Origin of the sequence: Streptomyces doebereineriae (assembly GCF_031845645.1) — a bacterium.
Lineage (GTDB): Bacteria > Actinomycetota > Actinomycetes > Streptomycetales > Streptomycetaceae > Streptomyces > Streptomyces canus.
On the sequence record NZ_JAVREZ010000012.1, the window covers coordinates 119,308 to 146,288 of the forward strand.

At 68.4% G+C, this 26,981-nt stretch carries 16 protein-coding genes and 7 pseudogenes; 11 read left to right on the forward strand and 12 right to left on the reverse strand.

The annotated features are described in order from the left end of the window. Positions 1-18 precede the first annotated feature (18 nt). Complete coding sequence (locus RNB18_RS30910) at positions 19-1,545, forward strand: alpha-N-arabinofuranosidase (RefSeq protein WP_311717410.1); 1,527 nt, start codon at positions 19-21, stop codon at positions 1,543-1,545. Between the two features lie 26 nt (positions 1,546-1,571). On the opposite strand, the pseudogene RNB18_RS30915 reads toward RNB18_RS30910, so the two are convergent. The 4 genes and pseudogenes from RNB18_RS30915 to RNB18_RS30930 all read right to left on the reverse strand — a co-directional run. Beyond that, a pseudogene (locus RNB18_RS30915) lies at positions 1,572-2,780 on the reverse strand (RNA-guided endonuclease InsQ/TnpB family protein). 216 nt (positions 2,781-2,996) lie between these two features. Continuing rightward, positions 2,997-5,129, reverse strand: coding sequence for an alpha-galactosidase (locus RNB18_RS30920; RefSeq protein WP_311717411.1), 2,133 nt, complete (start codon positions 5,127-5,129; stop codon positions 2,997-2,999). Positions 5,130-5,156: 27 nt separating this feature from the next. Continuing rightward, positions 5,157-5,681 carry a Gfo/Idh/MocA family protein gene (locus RNB18_RS30925; RefSeq protein WP_311717570.1) on the reverse strand — a complete coding sequence of 175 codons (525 nt, stop codon included), beginning with the start codon at positions 5,679-5,681 and terminating at the stop codon, positions 5,157-5,159. An 84-nt stretch (positions 5,682-5,765) separates the two neighbouring features. Then, positions 5,766-6,412: pseudogene (locus tag RNB18_RS30930) on the reverse strand (LacI family DNA-binding transcriptional regulator); the annotation flags it as partial. A gap of 244 nt (positions 6,413-6,656) precedes the next feature. Between RNB18_RS30930 and RNB18_RS30935 the strand changes: the two are divergent. Next, positions 6,657-6,857: pseudogene (locus RNB18_RS30935) on the forward strand (hypothetical protein); the annotation flags it as partial. 716 nt (positions 6,858-7,573) lie between these two features. Here RNB18_RS30935 and RNB18_RS30940 read toward each other — a convergent pair. Further along, the gene (locus RNB18_RS30940; protein ID WP_311717412.1) at positions 7,574-9,286 is read right to left on the reverse strand and encodes an LPXTG cell wall anchor domain-containing protein; all 1,713 of its coding nucleotides are present in this window, start codon (positions 9,284-9,286) and stop codon (positions 7,574-7,576) included. A gap of 476 nt (positions 9,287-9,762) precedes the next feature. Continuing rightward, positions 9,763-10,135: pseudogene (locus RNB18_RS30945) on the reverse strand (RNA polymerase subunit sigma-24); the annotation flags it as partial. Between the two features lie 383 nt (positions 10,136-10,518). On the opposite strand from RNB18_RS30945, the gene RNB18_RS30950 reads away from it, so the two are divergent. After that, complete coding sequence (locus RNB18_RS30950; RefSeq protein ID WP_311717413.1) at positions 10,519-11,952, forward strand: non-reducing end alpha-L-arabinofuranosidase family hydrolase; 1,434 nt, start codon at positions 10,519-10,521, stop codon at positions 11,950-11,952. A gap of 224 nt (positions 11,953-12,176) precedes the next feature. Here RNB18_RS30950 and RNB18_RS30955 read toward each other — a convergent pair whose 3' ends face one another. Then, complete coding sequence (locus RNB18_RS30955; protein ID WP_311717562.1) at positions 12,177-13,088, reverse strand: IS4 family transposase; 912 nt, start codon at positions 13,086-13,088, stop codon at positions 12,177-12,179. A gap of 476 nt (positions 13,089-13,564) precedes the next feature. Next, positions 13,565-14,221 carry a TetR/AcrR family transcriptional regulator gene (locus tag RNB18_RS30960; protein ID WP_311717414.1) on the reverse strand — a complete coding sequence of 219 codons (657 nt, stop codon included), beginning with the start codon at positions 14,219-14,221 and terminating at the stop codon, positions 13,565-13,567. A gap of 116 nt (positions 14,222-14,337) precedes the next feature. Between RNB18_RS30960 and RNB18_RS30965 the strand changes: the two genes are divergently transcribed. The 3 genes from RNB18_RS30965 to RNB18_RS30975 all read left to right on the forward strand — a co-directional run bounded on the left by RNB18_RS30965 (position 14,338) and on the right by RNB18_RS30975 (position 19,130). After that, entirely contained in the window at positions 14,338-15,348 is a 1,011-nt protein-coding gene (locus RNB18_RS30965) for a hypothetical protein (RefSeq protein ID WP_311717563.1), read from the forward strand. Between the two features lie 858 nt (positions 15,349-16,206). Further along, positions 16,207-17,637: a family 43 glycosylhydrolase gene (locus tag RNB18_RS30970; protein WP_394817705.1), complete on the forward strand. Its 1,431-nt coding sequence runs from the start codon at positions 16,207-16,209 to the stop codon at positions 17,635-17,637. 41 nt (positions 17,638-17,678) lie between these two features. Further along, positions 17,679-19,130 (forward strand): family 43 glycosylhydrolase, encoded by a 1,452-nt coding sequence (locus RNB18_RS30975; RefSeq protein WP_311717416.1) that lies wholly within the window; start codon positions 17,679-17,681, stop codon positions 19,128-19,130. A gap of 16 nt (positions 19,131-19,146) precedes the next feature. Here the strand turns inward: RNB18_RS30975 and RNB18_RS30980 are convergent, their stop codons facing one another. Next, positions 19,147-19,437, reverse strand: coding sequence for an HAD hydrolase-like protein (locus RNB18_RS30980; protein ID WP_311717417.1), 291 nt, complete (start codon positions 19,435-19,437; stop codon positions 19,147-19,149). Positions 19,438-19,852: 415 nt separating this feature from the next. Here RNB18_RS30980 and RNB18_RS54145 point away from each other — a divergent pair. After that, positions 19,853-19,975: pseudogene (locus RNB18_RS54145) on the forward strand (hypothetical protein); the annotation flags it as partial. Positions 19,976-20,127: 152 nt separating this feature from the next. Beyond that, on the forward strand, positions 20,128-20,481 hold the full coding sequence (locus RNB18_RS30985) for a hypothetical protein (RefSeq protein WP_311717418.1): 354 nt from the start codon (positions 20,128-20,130) through the stop codon (positions 20,479-20,481). A 33-nt stretch (positions 20,482-20,514) separates the two neighbouring features. Here the strand turns inward: RNB18_RS30985 and chvE are convergent, their stop codons facing one another. Next, complete coding sequence (gene chvE, locus RNB18_RS30990; protein WP_311717564.1) at positions 20,515-21,609, reverse strand: multiple monosaccharide ABC transporter substrate-binding protein; 1,095 nt, start codon at positions 21,607-21,609, stop codon at positions 20,515-20,517. A gap of 427 nt (positions 21,610-22,036) precedes the next feature. Between chvE and RNB18_RS30995 the strand changes: the two are divergent. Next, positions 22,037-22,265, forward strand: a pseudogene (locus RNB18_RS30995) (transposase); the annotation flags it as partial. Between the two features lie 34 nt (positions 22,266-22,299). Here the strand turns inward: RNB18_RS30995 and RNB18_RS31000 are convergent. Then, complete coding sequence (locus RNB18_RS31000) at positions 22,300-23,448, reverse strand: serine hydrolase domain-containing protein (RefSeq protein ID WP_311717419.1); 1,149 nt, start codon at positions 23,446-23,448, stop codon at positions 22,300-22,302. Positions 23,449-23,579: 131 nt separating this feature from the next. Between RNB18_RS31000 and RNB18_RS31005 the strand changes: the two genes are divergently transcribed. After that, positions 23,580-24,212, forward strand: coding sequence for a TetR/AcrR family transcriptional regulator (locus RNB18_RS31005; protein WP_311717420.1), 633 nt, complete (start codon positions 23,580-23,582; stop codon positions 24,210-24,212). A 276-nt stretch (positions 24,213-24,488) separates the two neighbouring features. Further along, on the forward strand, positions 24,489-25,547 hold the full coding sequence (locus RNB18_RS31010) for a hypothetical protein (protein WP_311717421.1): 1,059 nt from the start codon (positions 24,489-24,491) through the stop codon (positions 25,545-25,547). Here RNB18_RS31010 and RNB18_RS31015 read toward each other — a convergent pair. Then, positions 25,544-26,655, reverse strand: a pseudogene (locus RNB18_RS31015) (IS630 family transposase). The gene RNB18_RS31010 and the pseudogene RNB18_RS31015 overlap by 4 nt on opposite strands. Between the last annotated feature and the right edge of the window lie 326 nt (positions 26,656-26,981).

Genomic DNA, 26,981 nt, shown 5'->3' on the forward strand with positions numbered 1-26,981 from the left:
GAGCCTCTTGGAGCCCCCATGTCCACCGTTACCGCCATCGTCGACCTCGACATCGAGGGCCCGACGATCAGCCGACATCTCTACGGTCACTTTGCCGAGCACCTCGGCCGCTGCATCTACGGCGGCTTCTGGGTCGGGGAGGACTCGACGATCCCGAACGAGGGCGGCATCCGCCTTGACGTCGTCCAGGCGCTGCGTGCCCTGAACATCCCCAACCTCCGCTGGCCCGGCGGCTGTTTTGCCGACGAGTACCACTGGAAGGACGGCATCGGCCCCCGCGACCGGCGCCCCCGGATGGTCAACACCCACTGGGGCGACGTCGAAGAGAACAACCACTTCGGCACCCACGAGTTCATGGCGCTGTGTGAACTCCTGGGCACCGAGCCCTACATCAGCGGCAACGTCGGCTCCGGCACCGTGCAGGAGATGAGCGAGTGGGTCGAGTATCTGACCCGCGACGGCGACAGCCCCATGGCCAGGCTGCGCAGGGCCAACGGCCGCGACCAGCCGTGGCAAGTGAAGTTCTGGGGCATCGGCAACGAGACGTGGGGCTGTGGCGGCAACATGCGCGCCGAGTACTCCGCAGATCTGGCCCGGCAGTACGCCACGTACTGCCGCGACCACGGCGACAACAAGCTGTACCGCATCGCCTCGGGCGCGGCCGGCGACGACTACAAGTGGACGCGCACCCTGATGGAGCAGATCAACTGCTTCGGCTGCGTGGCCACACCGCGCACGTTCTTCCAGGCCATATCCGTGCACCACTACACGATGACCGGCACCTGGGAGTCGAAGGGCAGCGCCACCGGCTTCGACACCGAGGGCTACTACCGCACCATGGCCTCGGCACAGCAGATCGACCGTATCCTCACCGGTCACTCCACCGTCATGGACATCTACGACCCGGGCCGGAAGGTCGGCCTGGTCCTGGACGAGTGGGGCACCTGGTGGGACGTGGAACCGGGTACCAACCCGGGCTTCCTGTTCCAGCAGAACACCATGCGCGACGCGCTGGTGGCCAGCACCCACTTCGACATCTTCCACAAGCACGCGGCACGCCTGTACATGGCGAACATCGCGCAGACCGTCAACGTCCTGCAGGCCATGATCCTCACCGACGGCGACGCGTTGGTCCTCACCCCCACCTACCACGTCTTCGAGATGAACAAGGGCCACCAGGACGCCACCTCACTCGCCGTGCACCTGCGCACCGAGGATGCCCGGCGCCGGGTGGGGGATGCCGAGCTCGACACGCTGTCCGCCTCGGCCAGCATCAAGGACGGCGCGGTGCTGATCTCAGTGTCCAATCTGGACGCCGAGGAACCGGTCGAGGTGACACTCGACCTGCGCGGAGGAGCGGTCGGCGAGCCGACCGCTCGTCTGCTGACCGCGGACAGACTCCAGGTCCACAACTCCCCGGACTCGCCCGAGGCGGTGGTTCCGCGCCCGTTCGACGGCGTGAAGCCAACAGGTCAGGGGCTCGTTCTGACGCTGCCTCCCCACTCGTTCGTCACCGTCCAGGCCCCCGTGGCCCGCGCGCACTGAGGAGCCGTCTTGACTTCCTCTCCCGCCTAAAGGCGGGGGATTCCAGCGGTCGCCCGCTGGGGTTCCTGCTTCAGCGACGACGGCCCCGTCCGGGAGGACTCCCGTTGAGGTCTTACACCGTCTCCACAGGCAGACGCCGCCAGCCCGGCGGCCAGAATGTTGCGCGCCGCGTTCACGTCGCGGTCATGCACCGCACCGCAGACGCACGCCCATTCGCGGACGTTCAGCGGCAGCTTCGCCGCGACCGACCCGCAGTTCCCGCACAGCTTGCTGCTGGGGAACCATCGGTCGATCACGACGAGTTCACGCCGTACCAGGCGCACTTGTACTCCAGCAGGGAGCGCAGTTGCGTCCACGAAGCATCGCTGATGGCGCGTGCGAGCGTGCCGTTCTTCACCAGGTTGCGGACGGTGAGGTCTTCGATCACGACCGTTTGGTTCTCACGGACGAGTCGAGCCGACAGCTTGTGCAGGACGTCACGGCGCCGCTTCGGCGATCCGCGCATGCACGCGGGCGACTTTGCGGCGGGCTTTCTCCCGGTTCGCCGAGCCCTTGGCCTTGCGCGACAGCTCACGCTGCGCGCGGGCCAGGCGGGCACGGTCCCGCTTCTCATGCTTCGGGTTGGTGACCTTTTCCCCGGTGGACAGGGTCACCAGGGAGGTGATCCCGGCGTCCAGGCCGATCGCCGCCGTGGTGGCGGGGTCCGGGGCGATGTGGTCCTCGCACAGCAGGGACACGAACCAGCGTCCCGCCGGGTCGCGGGACACCGTCACCGTGGTCGGCTCCGTCCCCTCGGGCAGCGGACGCGACCAACGGATGTCCAAGGGCTGCGTCACCTTCGCCAAAGTCAGCTGTCCGTCGCGCCAGGTGAAGGCGCTACGCGTGTACTCGGCCGACGCGCGGGACTTCTTGCGGGACTTGTAGCGCGGGTACTTCGCACGCTGGGCGAAGAAGTTCCCGAACGCCGTCTGCAGATGGCGCAGCGCCTGCTGCAACGGAACCGAGGACACCTCCGCCAAAAAAGCCAGTTCCTCGGTCTTCTTCCACTGCGTCAACGCGGCCGAGGACTGCACATAGGAGATCCGGCGCTGCTCGCCGTACCAGGCCCGTGTGCGCTCCTCGAGCGCCTTGTTGTAGACGAGGCGGACACAGCCGAACGTGCGCGACAGCTCAGCCGCCTGCTCGCCGGTGGGGTAAAAGCGGTACCTGAACGCCCGCTTGACCTGCCGCGTCACGCCTCACAACCTATCAACTTCCGTGCGGGCAGCGGGTGTCGGCCGGTGGACGGCGCACGCCGGTCCGCCCTGGCGGCGAACCGGCTTCCCCTGCCCTGCTCCGCAGGAGCTTCGATTCCTCCCCGGCCTAAACGCCGGGGTATCCACGAAGGAGAACACCGATGAATGGCTCCGCACCTCCCCGGTGCGGAGCCGTCGCTACTTTGTTCTGTCGGTTCACTCCGGGCGGGTGGAGAGACGCAGCAGCACCGCCGAAGGGGCCGACGGGAGGGAGACGTCGAGCGTCGCGGCCTCCGGGTCCCACGTGGCTTGCGCCTTGGTGGTGGAGGGGTACAGCACGTCGACGCCGCCCCGGGCGCCGCGAAGGGTCGGGAACGGGAGAACGGCCGACTCGTCGGAGTCGTCACCGGGACGGCGCCACACGGTGACGTACGTGGTGTCGGGTGTGTGCAGAGCCAGGGCGACCCACGGGTCGTACCAGCCGGGGAGGCCCAGCGGCCAGGCGGGGACAGCGGTGGCCAGGTCACCGCGGATCGTCTTGTGGACGGCGACCGCCTCGTGCGCCAACGCGAGGGCTTCGGGGGCGAGTTCGGGGAGGAGGCCGGAGAGGTGGATGCGGCCGAGGAGGGCGCTGGCCATGGTGAAGGCGACCTCGTCGAGGGAGTCGTCGGGCAGCGGGTAGGCCCACACCGCCCCTTGTTCCGGCGTGACCGCGGTGGGTGCCGCCGCCGCGATCGGGGCGTACAACTCCAGGTTCTGCTGGTCGCTGGTGGAGTGCAGCTGGACGCGCGAGAGAAGGGCGTAATCGGCGCGCTTGCCGCCGGAGGCGCAGCTCTCCAGGACGAGGCCCGGGTGGCGGTCCAACACGCCGTCCAGCCAGTCGAGGAAGGCGCGGTTGTGGCCGAGCAGGCCGTCCGCCGGGGCCTCACCGGGGTGACTGCTGGTGCCGGAACCCGCGTCCACGTTGTAGTCGAGTTTGAAGTAGCCGATGCCCAGGCCGTCGACGAGCCGGTCCACCACCGAGTCCAGGTGGGCGCGGGCGACGGGGTGGCGCAGGTCGAGGTGGTAGCGGCCGTTCGCGTTGACGCGGGCGCCGTGGCGGCGGAAGAACGCCTCGTCGGGCAGGGCGGTGGCGACCGGGCTTTCCACCCCCACCACTTCCGGCTCCAGCCACAGTCCCGGCACCATGCCGCGCTCCCGTATCCGATCCATGACCTCCCCCAGGCCGCCCTCGCCGGGAAAGCGGGAGGGGGCGGGCTCCCACGCGCCGACGGTGGTCCACCAGCCGCCGTCCCCGTCGTCGTACCAGCCGGCGTCGATGACGAAATACTCGGCGCCCGCCTCGGCGGCGGCGTCGATGTGCGGCAGCAGGCGGGCTGTGGTCGGGTCGCCCATCAGGCAGTTCATGTAGTCGTTGAAGATGACGGGAAGGTGCTGGTGGTCGGGGTGCGGGCGGCGGATCGCCCGCCGGTATCGGGTGAGCGCGGCGAACGCCCCGTCGATGCCGCCGGCCTCGGTGGGGGCGAGGGCCACGGGTACGGTCGTGAAACTCGCCCCCGGCTCAAGACGGTGCGACCAGCCGTGCCGGACGTTGGTGGGACCGGACAGGGACAGGAATCCCGTGTCCATGTTCTCGCCGCACTCCCACTGCCAGCCGCCGCCGTTGGTCTCCAGCTGCCACAGCCAGGTCCGCCCCGTCCCGCGGTCGCTCAGCGCGCCCATCGGCAGGTGACCGCCGCTGGAGCAGGAACCCTTCCCGGCGATGGTGAAGGCCCCCTTGCGGTAGGGCTGGTGGACGCGGCCGTTGATGTGCGGGACGGCCTGGCGCAACGGGCACTGCTGCCAGCGGTGCTCGTCCATCCAATCGTTCTCCGCCCACAGCAGGTCCGCGGTCACCAACTGCGCCGGGTCCGTGGTGAGGACGCCGAGGACGAGGGAGGTGACCGACTCCAGGTCGAGCGGGTTGCTGCCCCCGTTGCGCAGCTCCACGTGTGCACGCAGGACCGGGATGCCGTCGGGCGAGCGGTAGACCACGTCAGCGGCGAGGTCCGTCTCGGGGTCGTGCAGGCGGACGGTCAGCTGGTGCCAGTCCCCGTCGCGCCGGGCGTCGTGGCTGAGGTAGCGCAGCCGTGCGCCGACACTGTCGATCAGGCGCCGGCTCGACGAGTCCGGGCCCTGGGCGCCCACGACGGCCTCGACCAGCGGCAGCGACTCCCTCGAACCGGCCGGCCTGGGCACGGTGTCGGGGGCGCCGAGGTGACGGAGTCGCGGACGGCCGTCCTGGTCGGCGTCGATGATCAGGCGCAGGGCGTCGTGGCCCCAGTCGAGGAGAACGCGGGTGTCGATCATGATGAGTGTTCCTTCGCTTCTTCGGTGTCAGCGGCCGGTGTGCGCGGCGAACGCCCGGCCCGCGTGCGCCGGTACGGCAGCGGGCCGCACGGGGGTGCTGGTGATGTGGACCGGCTGTCCGGCTTCGGCCGCGGCGAGCAGCGCCTCCATGACCTCCAGGACGTGATAGGAGAGGCAGCCGTCCGCGCGGTGCGGGGTGTCGGAGGCGTGGGTGGCTGCCAGGTCAGCGATGCCGTAGCCGCGCTCGGCGCCCGGGTAGCCGCCCCGAACGGGGACGTCCTCCCAGTCCTTGGTCTCCGCGTCGGCCCGGAAGAGGCGCACCGGGCCGTCGAAGTGGTTGGGGTCGGGGACGGACAGCGAGCCTTCCGTTCCGTAGATCTCGATGTGCGGCAGGCCCGCTACCCAGACGTCGAACGACATCACCAGCGTCGACAGCGCCCCGCTCGCGTGCTCCAGAACGCCGGTGACGTGCGTGGCCACCTCCACCGGGAATGTGGTGCCCGCGCGCGGGCCGTGGCCGACGGTGCGCTCGGACCGCGAGGCGGAGGTCATGCCGACCACCTTGCGCAGGTGCTGAAACCACGGGTGGTGTCCCGGCCCAGTCCCCTGGACTGTCCCGACACGGAGGTCGCCCCCCTCGTTCTGCACCACGAACCCGGTGGTTCCCGGCCGCTCGGCGAAGATGCGGTGGAGTGCCTGGGCGGTGCTCTCGTACATACCCTCGCACGGGCGGTGCAGGAAGCGCAGGCCGCGCTGTCCGGCCCGCTCGGCGAACCCTGCGAGGGTGCGTTCGGCGTACCCGGCGTGCCGTTCGTAGATCCGGGAGCCGTAGCCGATGAAGGCGATGTCCCGGTGGCCGAGGTCGCCGAGGTGGTCCGCGCACAGCCGCCCGCCACGGCGAAGTCATGGTCCACGCAGGACAGTTGGCGCGAATCGTCGGGCAGACCGATGAGCGCGGCCTGCGTGCCCTGCTCCCGCAGTACCTGGATGCGCGGGTCGTCGAGCTCGACGACCATGAGGATCACGCCGTCCGCGAGACCGCTCGCCGCGACGCGCCGCACGCCCTCAGGACCTTCGTCGCTCGTGATCAGCAGGACGTCGTAGGCGTGACGGCGGCCGGCCAGCGCCTTGGCGCCGGCGTTGGGGTGGTAGCCGAGCTCGGCTACGGAGCGCTGCACACGGCGCCGGGTCGCGTCGGACACTGAGGTCCTGCCGTTGAGCACGTAACTCACGGTGCTGGTCGAGACGCCCGCGCGCCGAGCCACATCGGCGATGGTCACCATGGTGGTGTCTCGGCTTCCTTCCTGTCGGCCGGCGGCCCTTCCCCCGATGGAGAGCGCGAGAGTGGTCCAAGTGTCGAAGCGCTTCACTTCGCGACGCAAGTTAATGAGGTCTTTCCAGCGAAACAAGGGGTTGGACTAAAAGAAGCTTTCTTCATTTCGGGCATTGACACCCGATCAGGGGCGATGACAGCGTCGAAGCGCTTCACCACTGGCTTCCCGTCCCACTCGTTGAGGGGTTTCTCCCGTGGGTTCTGCCTTCCTACCCGACGCCGGCCGGCCGCCGTACCGCGATACCGCCCTCCCGCAGGTGAAGCGCGTCGACGACCTGCTGCAACGGCTCACGCTCGACGAGAGGATCGCCCTGCTGCACCATGACGCGCCGCCTGTCGAGCGCCTGGGCGTCGCCTCCTTCCGGACCGGAACGGAGGCGCTGCACGGCGTGGCCAGCGAACAGCGCCTTGCCCTCCGGCCCGGACGGCGGAATCCGAAGTGCCGCATCCTTCGCGCCGCGCGGCCGGATCATCTCGTCGATCGGGCACTCGATCACCCGACCGGTCATCCGGTGGATCTCGGCCTTGTGCCGCAGCTCCAGGAACAGGAAGTACGTGGTCAGCGCCTGAGAGCGCCCCAGCCGGGTGCCGCTCGGCGAAGCCCGCAGCACCTTCCCGAAGTACGCGTCGGCATCAGGCGGCTCCATCTCCCACAGCGGCCCGCCGAACCAGGACCGCATCTGCTCCCGTGCCCGACGTCGCCGCGGATCGTGCCGTCCGCCAGCCCCGCCGAGGCCCGAGCCAGCACGAACCCCGCCAGCACGTCGGTCTCGAACTGCTCCAGCTCCTCGGCCGTGGCCGGCGGCCGGACATCGCGCAGGTCCCGGACAACAGCCAGCGCCAACCCGAGCCCCTCACCTTCACCATGACCGTCGACCGGTCATACACAGTGAGAACGCTTCAGGAATCCCGAAGTTACGTCAGAGCGCGAAGCGTCACCAGAGAGAGGGCGAAACCCCTGGCCACGAGGTTGGGGACTCCGCGGGGCTCAGTAGAACTCACGGGATGTCGCGCATTCCTGCCCGCCGACGCCGCCGCGGAGGCCGACGGCCCGGCGCGTACGCCACGGGTGGGTGGCGTTGCTGCCGGGCCGTCAGTCACTCACGCGGTCTCACCTCCCGTGCAAACCCCTGCGGCGACGTCCGCGAAGCACCAGCACGCCGCCGCCGGCGATGACCAGCAGGCCACCGAGGGCGCTGTACGTGACAGCGTTGCTCGCCCCGGTGGAAGCCAGGTCGCCGGACGTGCTGCTCGGGGTCGGCTGGCCGACGGGTGCGCCGATCTCCCCCTGCGCACGGGTGCCGGTCGTGCCGGGGGCGGAGACAACCGGCGTGACGGCGGTCGGCGTGGGGGCGGGCGTCGGCTTGTCAGCGCCGGCGGTCCCCGACACGGGCTTCAGCTGAAGAGTCGTGATCGAGTACGGCGGCAGCGTCTGTGCGGCCGCCGTGCCCCGCTTCGCCGTCGTCAGGGCGGTATCTCCCTTGGCATACGAAACGGTCGTGACCGCCCCTGCGGCCGGGGTGAATCCGGCGTACGAGAGCGACACCTGCGCCGCGTTCTGCGGGCTCTTGTTGGTCAGCATGACGTTGAGACCGCCGGTGCTGTTCCGCACCGCGTGCACAGTGACCGACGAGTTGCCCGAGGACGACTTGACCATGGTGTCGCCAGGCTTCGCCAGTGCGGTCAGCGAGCGGATGCCCCAGTAGGTGGGGAAGGGCGTGTCGCGCCGCGGTTGACACTTCCCGCCGGCGCAGGTTCCGGCGGAGAGTATGCCCCCGTCCTGGTAGTCGGTCTGGCCGTGGACGGTGGTGGGTGCTTGGTCCGTGCCGTTGTGCAGGTTCCACCAGTCCACGTGGGTGGCGCCCTGCTCGAACCAGGTCATGTAGGTGTCCGGCGCAAACAGGGCTGCGGCCTGGCTGGTCAAGGCGGGCGAGCCGACGCCGTCGGTCTCGGTGACCGCGATCTCCACCGAAGCGGCGCGCGAGCCCGTGTACTTGGCGATCAGCGAGCGCAGCGAGGACCTGACACCGGCGATCCGGGAGGGGGTGTTCAGCAGGTCGGCAGTGGTGGTGCCGCCCGGATACCAGTGGACGATGACGAAGTCGATCGAGCGTCCCGCGATGGAGAGCACCGTGTTGTTCCAGTCGGCGCTGTCACCGGGAGCCTTCTCCGCATCCGGCCAGAAGCCGGGGGTGGTGAGCACCGCTCCGATCTTCACCTTCGGGTCCACGGCCTTCATCGCCTTCGAGTAGGCGACGAGGTTCTTCCCGTACTCCTTCGGGCTCTTGTCGGCGTGGTTGTCAGTTTCCCAGCCCTTGCCGTTGCCGTAGTGCCCGTTGCCGTAGACCTCGTTGCCGATCTCCCAGTACTTCACGCCGTAACCTTTGTCGACGTTGGCGTACTTGACCCAGTCGGCGGCCTCCTGGGGGGTGCCGGAACCGTAGTTCGCGGTCAGGATCGGCTGGGCGCCGACCTTCTTCGCGGTGGCCATGAAGCTGTCGAAGTCGGTGTTGGGTACGATCCAGCCGCCGTTGCCCATGGTGTGGGTCTTCCAGTGGAAGTCGTCCGCGCCGGAGCCGCCGGGATAGCGAAGCTGCCGAACTCCCGCGGCTTTCATCAGCGATGTCACCTTGGCGTCCCCCATCCGGTCGTCCCCGACGCCCGTGTTGAGGCCGACACCACTGCTGGGCACCGTGCCCAGGGAGGTACCGGCATTCACACTGATGCCGACGGTCGCCGCGGCGTCCGCGCTGGTCGCCAAGGCGCCGACAACGGCCGAGGCGGCGAGCACCGCCACCGCCCCCGCGACAAAGCGGAAGCGCATCCGGCTACGGCGGGGCGTGCGACCCCGAGGCATCGGCTGCTCGGCGGATCTCGGGTCTTCTGATGACACGTAATGCTCCGATCGGGTGCTGACACAGAGGGCGTAGCGCCGCTGACCACGGCTCGCCCTCGTCGGTACACCCCTAAGTGGCCACTCAGAGCGGAAAGGTTGCCGTCTCAACTACTTTTTTCGCCGAGACGCGGTCGCACGGTCTCACCGGACCCGGTGATCCCGTGCCCCGGTGACACGCCCGGGCTCCCTTTCCACCTCGACGGCGCGAACCATCACATGTTTCCGGCCGCACACCGCCCCGCGGTGGCCGAGCGGCTGAAGCCTCACAGGAAGCACAGGAAAAGACAGACGGCGGCCGCCGCCACCGCGGCGGGCGGCGGCGCGGCGGGCGGCGGCGCGGCCCAGGCCGCACTGGCCGGCCGGAGCGTGGTGGCCGGAGCACCCGACGACCCGGCCACGCCGCATCACCACGCGCAGGAGAACACCCTTGGCAGGCGAGCGTTGAGCCGGGGGCCTGGCGTGTCAGGTGGTCGCGCTCGGCGAGGCCGGGTGCCTTGTGGGCCGCCTCGGCGTACAGCCGAGCCGCCGTCGCCAGGTCGCCGTCGCGCTCGTGGAGGTACGCCGCCACCGCGGCATGGCGGAGCATGGGGTATCCCCTGCTCGAAGAACTTGGGGAGGAGTCGTCCAGCGCCGCCAGGCCGACGCGTGGCCGTCGGCCTGGCCGACGGCCACCGCGCGGTTGAGCCGGACGACCGGGCTGTCGGTCAGGCGCACCAACTCGTTGTGCCACTCGACGATCTGCACCCAGTCGGCCTCCTCGGCGGTGGGTGCGTCGGCCTGGTCGTGGGTGGATAACTTCGTGAAGATCGTCGGTCACCGGGAAAGGTCGCGGTTTGTGAGGACGCGCAGGGACCTGACCAGGGCGGTCGCCCACATGGCGGAGCTTTGCCGAGCCCGCGCGCGCACCGCTACCTGCCCCCCCAACCAAAGACTCCTTACAACCACGGGACTTGAAGCCGTCTGGTTTAAGCCTGCGAACGTTTCTGCCCCCGGATTTCGCGAGAAGCATTGACGTCATTCATGGGATGTCTAGCATTCTCTCGATCGACACTTCGACCCTCGTTCGGTATACCGCACAGTCAGGTCCTATCACACCGCCAATCCGGACAGCCTCTGACAGGGAAGACCGGAGTCGCTTGCTCAAGGATGACGAGGTCCTTATGCGCAGACGTAGTTTCAGCCGCAGAAATCCGTCCGCGGTACTCGCCGCCGCGGTCGCGGCCCTGGCCGCGTTGGCGGCACTGCTCGTCGCCAGCCCAGCTCAGGCGGCCACCACCAGCGACGTGCACGGTGTTGATTCCGGCCGGTGTCTCGATGTGGCGGGCTTCAGCCAGACCGACGGCGCGAACGTGCACATCTGGGACTGCCACGGCGGAATCAACCAGCAGTGGACGTTGACGGACAGCAACCAGCTGACCGTGTACGGCAACAAGTGCCTGGATGTCCGGGGCGGCGCCACCACTCCCGGGACCCCGGTACAGATCTGGACATGCAACGGCAGTGACAACCAGCAGTGGCGGGTGAACTCCGACGGCACCATCGTCGGCGTGCGGTCCGGACTGTGCCTGGAGGCCTCGGGCTGGGGCAAGGCCAACGGCACGGCGGTGCAGATCTGGTCCTGCCACGGCGGCACCAACCAGAAGTGGACCGGCCTGTCCGGGACGGGCAACTCGTGTGCTCTTCCATCGACGTACCGCTGGACCTCGACCAGCCCGCTGGCGCAGCCGAAGGCGGGGTGGGCCTCGCTCAAGGACTTCACCAGCGTCGTCTACAACGGCAAGCACGTCGTCTATGCCACGACGCACAACACCCTCGCCGGTGACGACGGGCGCTGGGGATTGACGAGCTTCAGCCCCTTCACGAACTGGTCCGACATGGCCACCGCCACCCAGAACACGATCCCCTTCGATGGCATCGCGCCGACGCTGTTCTACTTCGCCCCGAAGAACCTCTGGGTGCTCGCCTACAACGGGGGTTGGCCATACAGCTTCTCTTACCGCACCTCGAGCGACCCCACCAACCCCAACGGCTGGTCCGCGCAGCAGGAACTGTTCACGGGCGCCCTCCCGAAGGGCGGCCCCCTCGACGTGACCCTCATCGGCGACGACACGAACATGTACATGTTCTTCGCCGACGATGAGGGCGGCATCTGGCGCGCCAGCATGCCCATCGGCAACTTCCCTGGCACCTTCGGTTCTTTCACGAAGATCATGAGCGACACGCCGCTCAACCTGTTCGAGGCCGTTGAGGTCTACAAGGTCCGGGGCCAGAACCAGTACCTGATGATCGTCGAGGCCCAGAATTACACAGGCTACGGTCGCTACTTCCGCTCGTTCACGGCCACCAGCCTCGACGGCACTTGGACACCGCAGGCCGACACCGCGACCAACCCCTTCGCCGGCAAGGCCAACAGCGGCGCGACCTGGACCAACGACATCAGCCACGGCGATCTGGTTCGCACCAACCCCGACCAGACCAAGACCATTGACCCCTGCAACCTCCAGTTCCTCTACCAGGGGCGCGACCCCAGCACCGACGGCATGGACTACGGCCTCCTGCCGTACCGGCCGGGCGTGCTGACACTGCAGCGCTAGACCCAAGCCCGTTGGTTTATGTGGGTGAGGGTTGGGGTCGTTGGATGCGGACTGCTCGGGTGCCAGTGCGGGTGGGTTGGGGCCAAGTGTGGTGTTCGGCCCGTTTCAGCCGGTAGTTGGACATCTTGCGTTTGACGACGCGGGGCTGACTGCGCAGGCGTCTGCGTGGCAGGAGGCGTTCGAGCAGGTCGTGCTGGAGCAGGACGAGGGATCTGACCAGCAGCTCAGGGGGAAAAGCTGCCCGGCGTGACGGTCACGCTGCGTCGGGCGGAGCGCAGGGCTTCGGTGAAGGAGACCCGGTCGGCATCCAGGCCCCGGGTGGCCGCGGTTCTCACCATCAGCTCACGCAGTGCATGGTGGACCAGCAGGTGGGCCCAGATCTGCTGCAGGACCCCGTCGGGCGTCTTGCTGGTGAGTACGACGCGGGCTCCGCGTTGATGGGTCTTGAGCTCGGCGAAGACAGCCTCCGCCTCCCAGCGTTCCTGGTAGAGCGCAGCCAGCTGGCGGGCGGGATAGCGACGGGCATCGAGCAGCGTGGTCACCAGCCGGTAGTCCTCGCCTTCGTGGCCGGTGCCGTGCAGCTGATAGGCCACCACCCGCACCGTGACCGGATCACGGTGCGCGCGGTCGGTGTGGGCGTGGATGCGCGAGAGCCAGGATCCGTCCCGCAGCATCCGCTCCACGGGCAGGAGCCGGTTGGCGGGCACCCGCCACAACAGATCGGCACCGCTGTCGGTGAAGGCCCGCCACATGGGCACGCCGAGGAACTCCCGGTCCGCCAGGACCAGTTCGCCGGGTCCGCAGGAGCGGGGCAGGCGGCCGACCAGGGTGACTTCGCCGGTGCGGCAGCCGGCCAGCTCTGCATCCAGCACGAGATGGGTGCCCACCTCGCTAAGACAGGCCATCCGCACCTGGGGAAAGCTGGACTTGTCGTGGCTGCGGCTGTTTCCCGGCCGGCCGAAGGCGGCCTCATTGGCCGGGCTGTCGGCCACGTCCCAGCAGGTGGAGTCCACCGCCAGCAGCCGCAGGCCGCACCAGAAGCACCCCGGAGTGGCCTGGGTGCCCATCGGTTTCACGGTCGTGGCAAACAGCACCCGCAGCGGTTCCGATCCCAGGCGCTGACAGGCCCGAAACAGCGACGACTTCGCAGTTTATGGCGTCCCCCGATATGGCGCACGCCGATCACGCCCAACCCTACGAATGATGGAATGGAAGCAGATCCGTCACCGTATCCGTCATCGCGCTGCCGTCATGGTCGGGCTGCTTCAGTTGCGTCGAGGTTCCCAGACTCCGACTCGACCCCAACGCCCGCAGCTCAGGATTTGATTAGCCTGGAACTTGGGTGAAGAGGCAGCCCGCTTGGTGAGGATTTCACGCAACTTGAAGACTCATGTTTCGCTGAGTAGGCCCGGGGCGCGGTGCCGGGATTGCTCCCGGTCCGTTTCCCCGGACCTCTCGCCCGCCGTGCCTATTACTAGTACTCCAGTCGTAGATCGCGATCTGACGCAGTGTCATCTATGTTGACTCGGCTGACGAGGATGATGACGGCCGGGTGCATCGGCCTGTTCCGGATCTACTGTTTGTCCAGCGGAATGCCCCAGTTGGGTCGGCTTCACGGCTGGGTGCGTCGCTCGGCGGCGTCGAACGCGGGCGCGAGCGGGGCCAGTGCCGCGCGGAGCTGGTCGGGCAGTGAGCCGGAGGGCAAGACGAGTCCTCCGGCGCCGAAACTCTCGGCGGCCTCTGCGTTCCCGGCCGGCCGGAGCCAGCCTTCCAGCGCGATGCGAACCGCCGCGGCCACGCTTGCCGCGAGAACGCGGGCTGTGTGCGCTCCGGTGTCACCTAGGCGTTCGGCGATCACCGCCGTGAGCGGGGGCTCGATGTCGGCGGTGGTGTCGAGGAATGCGTCGCGCAGCGCGGTCCGGGTGGTGATTAGCAGCAGCGCCTGCTGTTCGCGCTCGCCGGTGTTCGTGTACTGCTCGACCACTGCTTCGGTGACGGCGTCGGCCAGGTGCACTCCTATGGGCCGAGCCGCGACAGCCGCCGCGATCCGCGCCTCCCGGCCTGCAGTAACAGCGGAGACGATCGCCTGCTCGCGGCTGGCGAAGTAGTTGTTGTAGGTGCGCGGCGAGACCCCGGCGGCCTCGGCGATGTCCTCGACCCGCACCTGGTCCGGTCCGCGCTCCACGGCCAGGCACAGAGCCGCCTCGCGTAGTGCCTCGCGCGTGGCCTGCTTCTTCCGCTCCCGCAGCCCTGGTGGTGGTGTCGTCACAGTGTCAGCGTTCCACACAAGGCTGCGTGCGCGCAAACTTGCGTGCACGCACTTTTTCTGTCAGCCTCGACCCGCCCGAGATCGACAGAGAGGACGTCACCGTGCGAGCACGAGGAATGACCTACGACACCGGATTCGTTGTGCACGGCCAGATATCCCGCGAGCACTTCGACCTCGCGGTGGTCCGGCGCGAGCTCGCCATCATCCGCGACGACCTGCACTGCAACGCGATCCAGATCATCGGCGGCGACCCGGACCGACTGGAGCTGGCCGCCGGTGCCGCCGCCGAGCTCGGCCTGGAGGTCTGGTTCTCGCCCTATCCGCTGGAACTGGACCCGGAGCAGATCCTCACGCTCCTCCGCGACTGCGCCGAGCGAGCGGAACGGCTCCGGCGGCAGGGGGCCACGGTCGTGTTCGTCGCAGGGGTCGAGCTGAGCGTGATGAACCGCGGGTTCCTGCCCGGAGAAAGCCCCGAGGAACGGGTCGAACAGCTGATGAGCCCACCCGAGCGGCGGGCCGAAGCGATGCGCGAGCTCGGCGTGCGCATCAACGCGTTCCTCCGCGATGCCGCGACCACGGTCCGCGAGCGCTTCCAGGGCAAGCTCACCTACGCATCCATCCAGTTCGAGCAGGTCGACTGGACTCCCTTCGACATGGTGACGTTCGAGCTGATCCGCTCCGCCGAGGTCGCCGACCGGTTCCGGGACGCGGTGCGCACCCTGGCCCAAAGCCCGAAGCCGCTCGCCATCACCGGGTTCGGCACCGCGGCCTACCACGGCGCGGGAGACCGCGGCGGGCGCGTGCTGGAAGTGGTCGAGCACGACCCGCAGACCAAGTCCCCTGTACGACTGAACGGTATATACGAGCGTGACGAGGCCGGCCAGGCCGCATATCTGAGCGAACTCCTGGAGATCTTCGACACCGAGGGCGTGGACAGCGCGTTCGTGTTCCTGTTCGCCTTGCCCGGCTACCCGCACCGCCCGGACGGCGACCCCAGGGACGACCTGGACCGGGCCGGTCTGGGCATCGTCAAACTCCTCGAAGGACGCCGGGGGCAGACCTACCCCGACATGGAATGGGAACCCAAGGCCGCCTTCACGGCAGTGGCCCAGCGGTATCGGAAGTGATCGGCCCCGCACATGATGCCCACGGCTCGGGATCTGCACCGCACCGCAGTGCAGATCCCCCGTCTTCTCCTCCGGGATTCCGACCGCGATGATGTCAGCGCGGATGAGGTCGGCGTCGGGTCCGGTGACATCTTGCGACCAGGTGTGCATGTATATGCCGAAGCCGCACGCATAGTGGTCGTCGTGGAAGTAGGCGAATGAAGGGGCGGGACCTTAGGTTCTGCTTCTCGTGGTAGAGCTCGAAGACGTGGACCCCGTCTCGGGATGTCCCGTCGTGGTACGCAGGCCCGAGGACGGAGGGCCGGCGACCGTACGCTACGGCGAAGCCCAGGCCGCCGTGGTCGCCGTAGCGGACGGCGATGCTGGTCCAGTGACGCCAACGGGCCCGACGCTGCGGAACGGGCCCGCTTCGTCAGGACCAGGGCCCTGAGGTCTTGGGCGCTGACCTGATTCCGCAGAAGCCGGGCTGAGCGCAGCGCCCACTCCACCAACGCCCACCCGGCGGGATGGGCGGCGGCCTCGTCGGACACGGCGGCGTCGTCGGTCTCCGCGGGAGACTGCGCCGTGGCGGGCGCAGCGTCGTCCAGTTCGGTCTGCCACCGGTCGAACGTCGCGACTTCCTCCTCGGAGCACTGATGGGCCGGTCCTGGTCCCGTTCACGGGATGAAGTCACGCAGGTGAAGTGCATGTGACGAAACCGTTGACCGGATCATTGCCCCCGCTTATCTTCTGACCGAATTTGCGAACGAGGTTCGAAATTACGGACAGGGACGGTCCCGCATGCCTAAGATGTCAGAGCAGCCCCCCGCCAGACGCCACAGATCCCTCATCCTCTGCGTGCTCGCCGTACTGATCGCCATGGTGTCGGCGACCACCCCGGCCACCGCCGCCGAGGGCCGCCCGTACACCAACCCGGTCAAGTCGACCAAGGGGGCCGATCCCTGGCTCGAGTACTACAACGGCAACTACTACCTGGTCACCACGTCCTTCACCGGCGTGCTGACCATGCGGAAGTCGCCGACCCTGGCCGGGCTCTCCACGGCCGCCAGCGTCCAGATCTGGAGTGACACCACCTCCACCCGCAACACCAACATCTGGGCGCCCGAGATCCACTTCCTCGATGGCCACTGGTACCTGTACTACTCCGCCGGGCAGAGCGGTGTCGCCTGCTGCGACTCCCAGCGCACCCACGTCCTGGAGAGCGCGGGCACCGACCCGATGGGCCCGTACACCTACAAGAACCAGCTCTCCGGTTCCAACCTCACCCCCGGCGGCTGGCTCATCGACGCCACCGTCCTCCAGAACAACAACAGCCTGTACCTGATCGGCAGCGGCTTCATCAACGGCAGCAAGCAGAGCCTGGTCATCGCGCCGATGAGCAACCCGTACACGCTGGCCAGCAGCACCTTCACGATCATCTCCAGCCCCACCGCGAGCTGGGAGACCTCGGGCGGCGCGGTCAACGAGGGCCCGGAACCGCTGTACCACGACGGCCGTACCTTCCTCACCTTCTCCGCCAGCCACTGCCAGACCGCGGACTACAAGCTGGGCCAGCTGGAACTGACCGGCACCGACCCGCTGAACCCCGCCTCCTGGACGAAGAAGTCCACGCCGGTCTTCCAGCGCAACGACGCGGCGGGTGTCTACGGCCCCGGCCACAACGGCTTCTTCACCTCGCCGGACGGCACCGAGAACTGGATCGTCTACCACGCCAACGACACCGCGACCGGCGGCTGCGGCAACGGCCGTACGACGCGGGCGCAGAAGTTCACCTGGAACGCGGACGGCACGCCGAACTTCGGCACCCCGGTGGCGCTCGGCACCACGCTGCCCGGCCCCTCGGGCGAGACCGCGGCGACCCCGACCGCGTACACCCTGGTGAACCGCAACAGCGGCAAGTGCCTGGACGTCGAGGGCGGCAACACCGCGGACGGCACCAACATCTTCCAGTGGAGCTGCACCGGCGGCGCCAACCAGAAGTGGCGCGTCGAGGACCTCGGCAACGACACCAGTCGACTGGTCAACGTCGCGACCGGCAAGGTCATGGACACCACGAGCTGCGCGACGGCCGACGGCACGGACATCAAGCAGTGGTCCTGGCTGAACAACAACTGCCAGAAGTTCCGTCTGGTCTACACGGCCACCGGCGACTACGTGCGCATCGTGAACGAGAACAGCGGCAAGGTCGCCGACGTCGCGAACTGCGGCACCGCGAACGGGACCGACGTACGGCTGTGGACCTGGCTGAACAACAACTGCCAGCAGTGGCGCCTCGTCCCCACGACCTGACCTTTCTCCCCACCCCGCACCCCGTGATCTGGAGCAACCCCTTGAGACGCAACGCCGTACGGCTGCTCACGGCCGTCCTCTTCGCCGTGGTGGGCTGCCTCGCCGGGCCCGGCACCGTCGCCCACGCGGCCGTGCCCGCCTCCCCCGGCGTCACCTACACCAACCCGATCGCCGCACAGCGCGCCGACCCGCACATCTTCAAGCACACCGACGGCTACTACTACTTCACCGCGACCGTCCCCGAGTACGACCGCATTGTGCTGCGCCGGGCGACCACCATCCAGGGCCTGTCGACGGCCCCCGAGACCACGATCTGGACCAAGCACGCCAGCGGCGTCATGGGCAACCACATCTGGGCACCGGAGATCCACTACATCGACGGCAAGTGGTACGTGTACTTCGCCGCCGGCTCCACCAGTGACCAGTGGGCGATCCGGATGTACGTCCTGGAGGGCACCGGAGCCAACCCGCTCACCGCGACCTGGGCCGAGAAGGGCCAGATCAAGACGACGTGGGAGAGCTTCTCCCTCGACGCCACCACCTTCGTCGTGGGCGGTGTCCGTTACCTCGCCTGGGCGCAGCGCAACCCCGCCGAGAACAACAACACCAGCCTGTTCGTCGCGAAGATGGCCAACCCCTGGACGCTCACCGGCACTCCGGCGGAGATCTCCCAGCCCACGCTGTCCTGGGAGACGGTCGGCTACAAGGTCAACGAGGGTCCGGCGGTGATCGAGCACGGCGGCAAGGTCTTCATGACCTACTCGGCCAGCGCGACCGACGCCAACTACTGCCTCGGCATGCTGACCGCCTCCGCGACGGCCGACCTGACCAGCCCGGCGTCCTGGACCAAGGGCTCCCAGCCGGTGTTCAAGACGAGCGAGGCGACCTCGCAGTACGGACCGGGCCACAACTCCTTCACCGTCTCCGAGGACGGCAAGTCCGACGTCCTCGTCTACCACGACCGCAGCTACAAGGACATCACCGGCGACCCGTTGAACGACCCCAACCGCCGTACCCGCGTCCAGAAGGTGTACTGGAAGGCCGACGGCACCCCCGACTTCGGCATCCCGGTCGCCGACGGAGTCACCCCGCAGCGCTTCTCGTCGTACAACTTCGCGGACCGCTTCATCCGTCACTTCGACTACCGCGGCCGGATCGACGCCAACGTCAGCCCGCTGGCGGACTCGCAGTTCCGCGTGGTCACCGGCCTGGCCGGCAGCGGCACCGTGTCGCTGGAGTCGGCCAACTTCCCCGGCTACTACCTGCGGAGCAACGCGAGCTTCGAGGTCCGGCTGGAGAAGAACGACGGCACGGCGCAGTTCGTGTCCGACGCCACCTTCTCCAAGCGGGCGGGGCTGTCCGACTCGGCCGGCGTCTCCTACGAGTCCTACGGTTCACCAGGCCGCTACGTCCGCCACTTCAACTACCTGCTGTACGTGCAGACGCCGAGCACGGCCACGGACCGGGCGGACGCCACGTTCTACGCCCAGTAACACCTGCGGACGGCTCTCACCGGGGCCGCGGACCGGTGTCGAAGGCGGCCTCCATGGGCCGCTCGTCGACCATGATCCGGCCCTGGGGAGGGCCGTTCAGTACCGCGCGTACGGCGGTCAGGACATCCGGGGCCACATGCTCGGCCCCCGCCGTCTCCTCCGGCCGGGTCCGGCCGGAGGGGACGAGGATGCCGTGCCCGCCCGCCCGGCGGGCGGCTTCGACGTGCGCACCGAGGTCATCGACGACCACGCACTCCGACGGGGTCGTACACACCCGTCCGACCACCCAGAGGATCAGCTCCGCCACGTCGCGCAGCCGGTGAACACGTCGGCCATGAAGAGGAGGGCGGCTGGACGAGGCCTCCCCCACCCTCCCCCTCAACCCGCGCCGCAACTTCGGCACTGACGAGGACAAGACGCGCTTCGGCGAGGAACTGCGGCATGCACAACCGGCTGCCTATGTCGCCGCGACCCGGGCCGCGTATCTGGCACTGTGGCCGGACCACGAAGAACGAATCGGCGCTGCTCCGCATGTTCTGGTGAACGGTGAGCGGCGCTTCCACGGCGCTGTCCACGTCGGCTTGGAGGCGCTGGACTTCGTTGACCGCGACGATCTGGCCTCCAGCCGTGAAGCGTTCATCAACCACCTGCTCAAGGAAAACCTCGCGCGGGAGGACTTCGACGTGATCGAGCGGGCCCGTGGCGTGGAGCAGCTCGTTGCCGTGTGCGCGGAGACGACGGAACGCGGTGCCAGGACTCGGGCAGCCGAGCAGCTCGGTAAGGACCGCTCGTGGGTGACCAACCAGCTGGTACTGCTTGAGCTGCCAGCAGAGCTGCAGACCATGCTGAACGCAGGCACGCTTCCTGAGCGTGATGGGCGAACACTGGCCCGATACGCCAAGGAGAACCCAGGGCTGGGGGGGGCAGCCGCGCTGTTGGCCATCTGCAAGCGGAGAAGGAAGCTGCAGCCCTGGCCAAAGCCGAGGAACGCCGGCAGTTGCAGACGCTGCGCGATGCTAAAGGCGCCATTTTGTTGTCCGCGGACAACAAACCGGCCGACGGGACTGTACGAGGAACGGCCAAGCCTCCGGCTCAGCGTCAGCCGAAGCAGGAAGGCTCTGAACCCGCAACGGACTCCGCTGAAGCCGTGTCGGACGAACCGGATAGCCACGGACAGCCACGTCAACCGCCCTACGACAACGCGTTCTACGTCGTCAACCACCTTCATTTGAAGATGGAGCCAGCGGCCTTCGCCGAGAGTGCTCGCCTGTGGCTGGGGATCCTGCGCGAGCAGCATCCCGACGAATACAGCGCGTTGCTCCGAGAGTTGTCCGAGCAGCAGCCAGCCTGAGGGCCGGGGCCGGTCTCGGCACACATCCCGTCGCTACGTGAGCTCCTCGGCGGTGTAGTAGCCGTCCCTGACCAGTACTTCGTAGTTGGTCTTGTCGATGCTCTGCGGCTGGAGCAGGTAGGCGGGCACGTCCTTGACGCCGTCGTTGTAGCTGAACCGGTCGTTGATCCGCGTCGCCCGGCCCCTGAGGATGTCGTCGACCATCCACGCGGCGGCGCCGGCGAGGACGCGGACGTCCTTGTAGACGGTCTGCGACTGCCGGCCCGCGATGATCGACTTCACCGAGGGCAGCTCGGCGTCCTGGCCGGTGACGATCGGGAGGGGCTTGCCGGCGGAGCCGTAGCCCTGCGCCTCCAGCGCGGACAGGACACCCCGGGAGATGCCGTCGTACGGCGACAGGACCGCGTCGAGCGTCCTGCCGACGTACCACCGGGTGAGCAGGCCGCTCATGCGCTTCTGCGCGGTGGGTCCGTCCCAGCGCGGGGTGGTGAGCTGGCCCAGCCCGGTCTGACGGGACGGGACGACCAACTGCTTGCTGTCCAGGAACGGTTGCAGGAGCGCCATGGAGCCGTTGAAGAAGTACTTGGTGTTGTTGTCGTCGGGGGAACCGGCGAAGAGCTCGATGTTGAACGGGCCCTTGCCCTTCTCCAGGCCGAGCTTCTCGATGATGTAGTTGGCTTCTATCCGGCCGACCATCTCGTTGTCGAAGGAGACGTAGTAGTCGACGTTCCCGGTGCCGAGGATGAGCCGGTCGTAGGAGATCACCGGGATGCGCGCGTCGGAGGCCCGCTGAAGCACGCCGTTCAGCGACTTGGCGTCGATGGCCGCGATGATCAGCGCGTCGACGCCCTGCTCGATCAGGGTCCCGATCTGTGACAGCTGGGCTTTCGGGTCGTCGTTGCCGTAGACCAGCTTGGTCTTGTACCCCCGTTTCTTCAGACCCCCGACGACGCTCTTGCCGTCGGCGAGCCAGCGCTCGGAGGACTGGGTGGGCATGGCGATGCCGACGGTACCGCCCTCGGAGCGGCTCTGGGAGCTGCCCTCGCTCTCCTTGCCGCAGGCGGACACGGTAAGGGCGAGGGAGGCGGTTCCGGCGAGGGCGGCGAGGGCGGCTCTTCGGTTGAGCATCGTGAATGGGTCCTTGTTCTTCTCGTCGTTGACACGATGACGGCGCATCAGACGTGCGGGTACCCGGACGGGTGCCGTGCGGGTGGAGCGGGTGGATACCCGAATGCCCTGGACGGGCCGAACGTCAGGGGGTCGGCGGTCCCTGCCGTACAGGCCTGCTCCCGCTGTTCCGGGCGTGCACAGGGGAACCGCCTTCAGATGTCCGAAATTTCGTCACGCGTTCTATATGCCGGCGCGACGGTAAAGGCGGGTGAGGGGAGATGTCAACGGTGTGAACAGGATCAGTTACAGAGAGCGTGTGCGGGACGGGAACGCCGGACCGGGCGTAACGATGAAGGCCGGCCGCAAACGACAAGAAGGACTGCCCCGCCCACCTGCGCACGCCGACGGGAGTCCCGACCCTGGCCGGGCCTGATGCCCGGGAACACGGCGTGCGCGGCCCCTCGCCTTCGCCGTCACAGCAGGCCAGGCCGGTGACGCACCCGCCTTCGAGACGGTGATGTCTCGCATCCGCGTGCCCCGAAGCGGTGTGGGCAGACCGCGCACCCGGCCGGCCCCTGGTTGTCCTGGCCGACCGCGCGTACTCCTCCCGTGCCGTTCGCAACCACCTCCGGCGCCGGGGCATCCGCGCGGTCATCCCGCAGCCGTCCGGCCAGATCGGCCAGGACCGCGCCGCAGTCCTGCGCGACGTCAGTCCTTACTGTCTGGCGCCGATGGGATCGGCCCAGGCCTTCCGCAGTAACCCTGCTGGAAGGCAGCCCAGAAGGCCTCGTCGATCCCGGCGGCGAACGAGTTCCAGTTGGTGTGGGCGACGAGTTGGCCGCGCCCGTCGCGGCTGTTGAGGGCGTAGGTCAGGTAACCGGGTGCGCTGCCGCCGTGGCCGTACGCACGACCGCAGCTGGTGGCGTAGACGTAGACCCCCAGGCCGTAGGCGACAGCGGGCGGGGCGCTGCCGGCTGTGGGGACCGTCTCGGTGAGCATCCGACGAAGCATGTCTGGGGGCAGCAGACGTCCTTGCAGCGGGGCTCGGTAGAAGCGTGCGATGTCGGCCGCGGTCGAGACGAGGGCGCCCGATGCGCCGGCCTCGGATGGGCTGAACGCGGTGACGTCGAACCGGGTTGCGTCCGGCGCGTTCGGCAACAGGGGCGAGATGTCCGCGTAGCCGTGTACATGGGCTCCGTCGATGGCGGTCTGTGTCAGCGGGTACGAAGTGTCGCGCAGCCCGAGGGGGGCGAAGATGCGGCGTTCGAGGTTGGTGCGCAGATCGCGGTCGGTGATCCGTTCAACGATCAGGTCGAGCAGCAAGTAGTTGGTGTTGGAGTAGCGGAACCGGGTGCCGGGAGCTGGGAAGTACCGGGGCTGGGCAAGACCGATGCTGATCAGCTGGTCGCGGGGCCAGTACTGGTCAAGCCTGCGGAAGTGCGGAAGCAGCCCCTCGATGTAGTCGTACAGCCCGCTCGTGTGGTTGAGCAGCTGGCGGACGGTGATGGGCGCACCGGACAGTGCGTTGTCGGCGCGGACCTGGTCGGGCAGCAGGCTCTGCACGGTGTCGTCGAGTCTCAACCGGTGCTCGGCGACGAGTTGCAGGACGACCGTTGCGGTGAAGGTCTTGGTGACGCTCCCGGTGCGGAACTTCAGGTCCGGTGCCATCGGCGTGCCGGCGGAACGGTCGGCGACGCCGGCCGCGCCGAAGCGGTCGTCCGAGCCAAGTCGGGCGAGCAGGAAAGCGCCTGGGTTGGGGTTCGGGTCCGCCACCACCTGGTCGGCCAGGGCCTGCAGGACCGGGTCACGGCGGCTGCCGGCCGTCTGTCCGTCACTGGCCTGGCCCGCGGTGGCCATACCGGGTGGCAGCAGGAGAGCAAGAGCAAGTCCCAGGCCTAACAAGCGGGTTGAGTGTCGTCGGATCATCGCAAGGGCCCCCTCCGGTAGCAATATAGACATACGGTTATAGCACGCGATACCGTCTTCACGTGCCGAGAGTTGCCGACCATGACGCCCGACACGGGCAGATCACCGACGCCGTCCAACGCCTGATCGTGCGACACGGCCTCACCGCCGTGACCGTCGCGCGGACCGCCGCAGAAGCGGGCATGTCCGTCGGCCTGGTGCAGCACTACTTCATGGCAAAGGACGAGATGCTGCTGGCCACATTCACCCGCGTCAACGGGCGTTTCACCGCACGCGTGGACAAGCTGGTGAACCGAGGCGAGGCCGAGGGCCGCACCATCGCCGAGATGCTGCGGCAGGCGCTGGCCGAACTCATACCGCTCGACGACGCCCGCCGCGCCGAATTCCTGGTCCGTCTCGCCTTTGCAGACCAGGCCGCGCACAACCCCCGCCTGGCCGCCGTCCAGAAAGAGACCCTCGCGGGCATCCGCTCACGCGTCGCCCAAGCCATCAAAAATGGCACGGTATGCGGCGAGGTCACTCAGGGAATCGACGCGGCTGACCAGGCCCTGCAAATCGTTGCGTTCACCGAAGGACTCGCCCTGCACACGCACATCGACCCCGACGGCACACCGAAACCGGCGACCCTCGCCGCACTGGACGACCAAATCGGCCGCGTATTCACCGGAACCTGCCGACACACCCAGCTCGGTTAGAGATCCGCAAGGCGGCACCCTGGGACACAACGCCAGCAGGCCCAGCGCTGCTCAGAGCCGGGGATCAGAGGATCAGAAACAGGCACTGACCGGCGCGGGAACCCATGGGGCGCTGGCATGGTCGAAGCCGTGCACCACGAGCCTGGGCGTCGGTCCAGGCCCAGGTCAGACTCTTGGCGACGAGAGAAGCCCTAGGTGTGTGAGGGTGGGGCAGCCCCGTCTGGCAGTGTCAGCGACGGTGGACTGAGCTGAGCCGGGGAAGTACGGGGATCTGTGATGAGCCAGGTGCTGTATGGCGAGCGGTCGTGGAATCCACTGGCGCGGACCCTGGAGTTGACCGAGGACGGGCTGCGGGTGGGCGGCTGGACCATGCCGCCGAGCGAGCTGAACCTCGGTGCCATGGCCGAGGCTTTCCAGCGTGGGTGCTGGCTCGGGGGCGGCGGGAGCGAACGGCCGCTGCAGTTGTTGGCGGAGGGGGCCGGGGTCGTCCCGGTGACCCGGGTCACCGGGACCGCCAGGCCGGTGCGGGTGCGGCAAGCCGCGCAGTTCGCCCGCGAGCTGGGCGCGATGGCGGTACGGCAGTGCGGCGGGCCCCAGCAGGTGGCCGCCCTGGCAGCCCGCGCCCAGGCCGAGGGCGTACCGCTGTGGATCGCGCGGCGGCACACGCCGGGGCCCGCGGGCCCGGTCACCGTCGCCCTCGACCGGCGTCTGGGGCGCGTGGACGTGTGGGGACCGCACGCACCCGTCGTACGGATCCGGGCGCCGCACGGTTTCCAGCCCGATGCCGCCGACCCGTCAAAGGGCCTGCGTCTGACCGTCGGCGATGTTCCGGCACAGCTCAGCCTCAAAAAGAAACTGCGCAAATCCAAGAGTTCCGTGGAGGTGCGGCTGCCCGAGCGGCACTGGGTGCTGCGGAGGGAGAGCGCGCTCACTTCGTGGCTGCTGGGCGGTGAGCGGCCGGTCGCCCTGCTGACGTGTCCCCCGCGCCGCCCGGTGCTCGCGCCGGGCACGCTGCTTCGGCCGCTGGCCGATGTGCCGTACGAGAGCACCGACCCGCTGAATGCCGTTATGGCGCACGTCTTCGCCATCGCTTTCGGGCTCGGGGACGCGACGGGCACGGCGAGGTTTCGGCCGGAGCGGCGCCCGACGGTCGCCGGGGGCGAGCCGTTCGCCACCGACGCGGCGTGGGACCGCCCGTGGTTCAGCAACCTCGGGAGCGGCAGCAATGACAACGAGCCTGGTGGCGGCGACGGCTGGGGCTGGCACGGCGACGGCGACGGCGTGGATTCCGGAGGGAGCGACAGCGGAGGCGGCGACGGCGGTGGAGGCGACTAGTGTCCTGCGCCAGAGATCCGTCGGCAGAGGCGGGCGAGTGAGTCGAGGATTTCTTCGGCTGTCTTGGTCCAGATGAACGGCTTGGGGTCTGCGTTCCAGTCCTTGACCCAGGTCCGGATGTCGGCTTCGAGGGCCTGGATGTTCTTGTGTGCACCGCGGCGGATCATCTGGTGGGCGAGGTAGCCGAACCACCGCTCGACCTGGTTGATCCAGGAGGAGCCGGTCGGGGTGAAGTGCAGCTCGAACCGCGGGTGTTTGGCCAGTCAGGCCTTGATCGCCGGTGTTTTGTGAGTGCCGTAGTTGTCGACGATCAGGTGGATCTGCAGTGCGCGGGCACCACTTTGTCGATGCGGATCAGGAACTTCTTGAACTCCGCGGCCCGGTGCCTGCGGTGCAGGGCGGTGATGACTTCACCCGTGGCGACGTCGAAGGCGGCGAAGAGGGTGGTCAGGCCGTTGCGGACGTAGTCGTGGGTGCGCCGCTCGGGCATGCCCGGCATTATCGGCAGCACCGGCTGGGACCGGTCCAGGGCCTGGATCTGCGACTTCTCGTCCACCGAGAGCACTACCGCGCCCTCGGGCGGGTTGAAATATAGGCCGACGACGTCGTAGACCTTCTCCACGAACAACGGGTCCGTCGACAGCTTGAAGGTGTCCGCCAAATGCGGCTTGAGCTGGAACTGCCGCCAAATCCGGCCGACCGTGGACTTGGACAGACCACTGTGCTCGGCCATCGATGTCCGAGACCAATGGGTGGCGTTCTTCGGCAGCTGTTCCAGCGTCGTGACCACGACCGCTTCGACCTGATCGACACTGATGGTGGGCGGCCGACCCGGCCTCGGCTCGTCGGCCAGACCGTCCAGCCGCTCGGCGAGGAAGCGCCGCCGCCACTTGCGGACCCTGTCCGCGGTCACCCGCAGATCCCGGGCGACCGCGACGATCGGCGGTACTTCCAGCCCCGCGCACGCCAGCACAATCCGCGCCCGCAGGGCCAGCGCCTGGGCCGATGTTGCCCGACGCGTCCACCGCTCCAACACCGCCCGCTCGTCATCAGACAGCAGCAACGGCTCAAGTTTCGGGGCGTCCTGGCCGTCCGGCCATTCGGCCATTCGGCGCTGGTCGGCGTAGTCGTAGGCGTTCGCGCTCCCCCCGAGGACCGAGTCCACCTGGAGGAATCTCCCGGTGTACATGTCGTAGACCCGCAGGCCCATCAGGACGGTCCCGCCCAGCGAGGACCCGGAGCGCTGGTATCCCCCGAGCCAACCGTACGTGCCCGGCGCCGCACCGTCCGGTGCGCCGAACTCCGTGTAGGTGTACGTGGCGGTGGGTCCCGTGTCACCGGTTCCGGAGATCTCCGTGGCCATCACGTCACCATGAAGGTCGACGAGCTGCAGACTCGTGCCCGCCCCGTTGGTGACGGCCGACAGCTGGTCAT

Coding starts and splice junctions, on each gene's coding strand:
- RNB18_RS30910 (WP_311717410.1), top strand. CDS start 19: ATGTCCACCGTTACCGCCATCGTCGACCTCGACATCGAGGGCCCGACG.
- RNB18_RS30920 (WP_311717411.1), bottom strand. CDS start 5,129: ATGATCGACACCCGCGTTCTCCTCGACTGGGGCCACGACGCCCTGCGC.
- RNB18_RS30925 (WP_311717570.1), bottom strand. CDS start 5,681: ATGACCTCCGCCTCGCGGTCCGAGCGCACCGTCGGCCACGGCCCGCGC.
- RNB18_RS30940 (WP_311717412.1), bottom strand. CDS start 9,286: ATGCGCTTCCGCTTTGTCGCGGGGGCGGTGGCGGTGCTCGCCGCCTCG.
- RNB18_RS30950 (WP_311717413.1), top strand. CDS start 10,519: ATGCGCAGACGTAGTTTCAGCCGCAGAAATCCGTCCGCGGTACTCGCC.
- RNB18_RS30965 (WP_311717563.1), top strand. CDS start 14,338: ATGACCTACGACACCGGATTCGTTGTGCACGGCCAGATATCCCGCGAG.
- RNB18_RS30970 (WP_394817705.1), top strand. CDS start 16,207: ATGGTGTCGGCGACCACCCCGGCCACCGCCGCCGAGGGCCGCCCGTAC.
- chvE (WP_311717564.1), bottom strand. CDS start 21,609: ATGCTCAACCGAAGAGCCGCCCTCGCCGCCCTCGCCGGAACCGCCTCC.
- RNB18_RS31000 (WP_311717419.1), bottom strand. CDS start 23,448: ATGGCCACCGCGGGCCAGGCCAGTGACGGACAGACGGCCGGCAGCCGC.
- RNB18_RS31010 (WP_311717421.1), top strand. CDS start 24,489: ATGAGCCAGGTGCTGTATGGCGAGCGGTCGTGGAATCCACTGGCGCGG.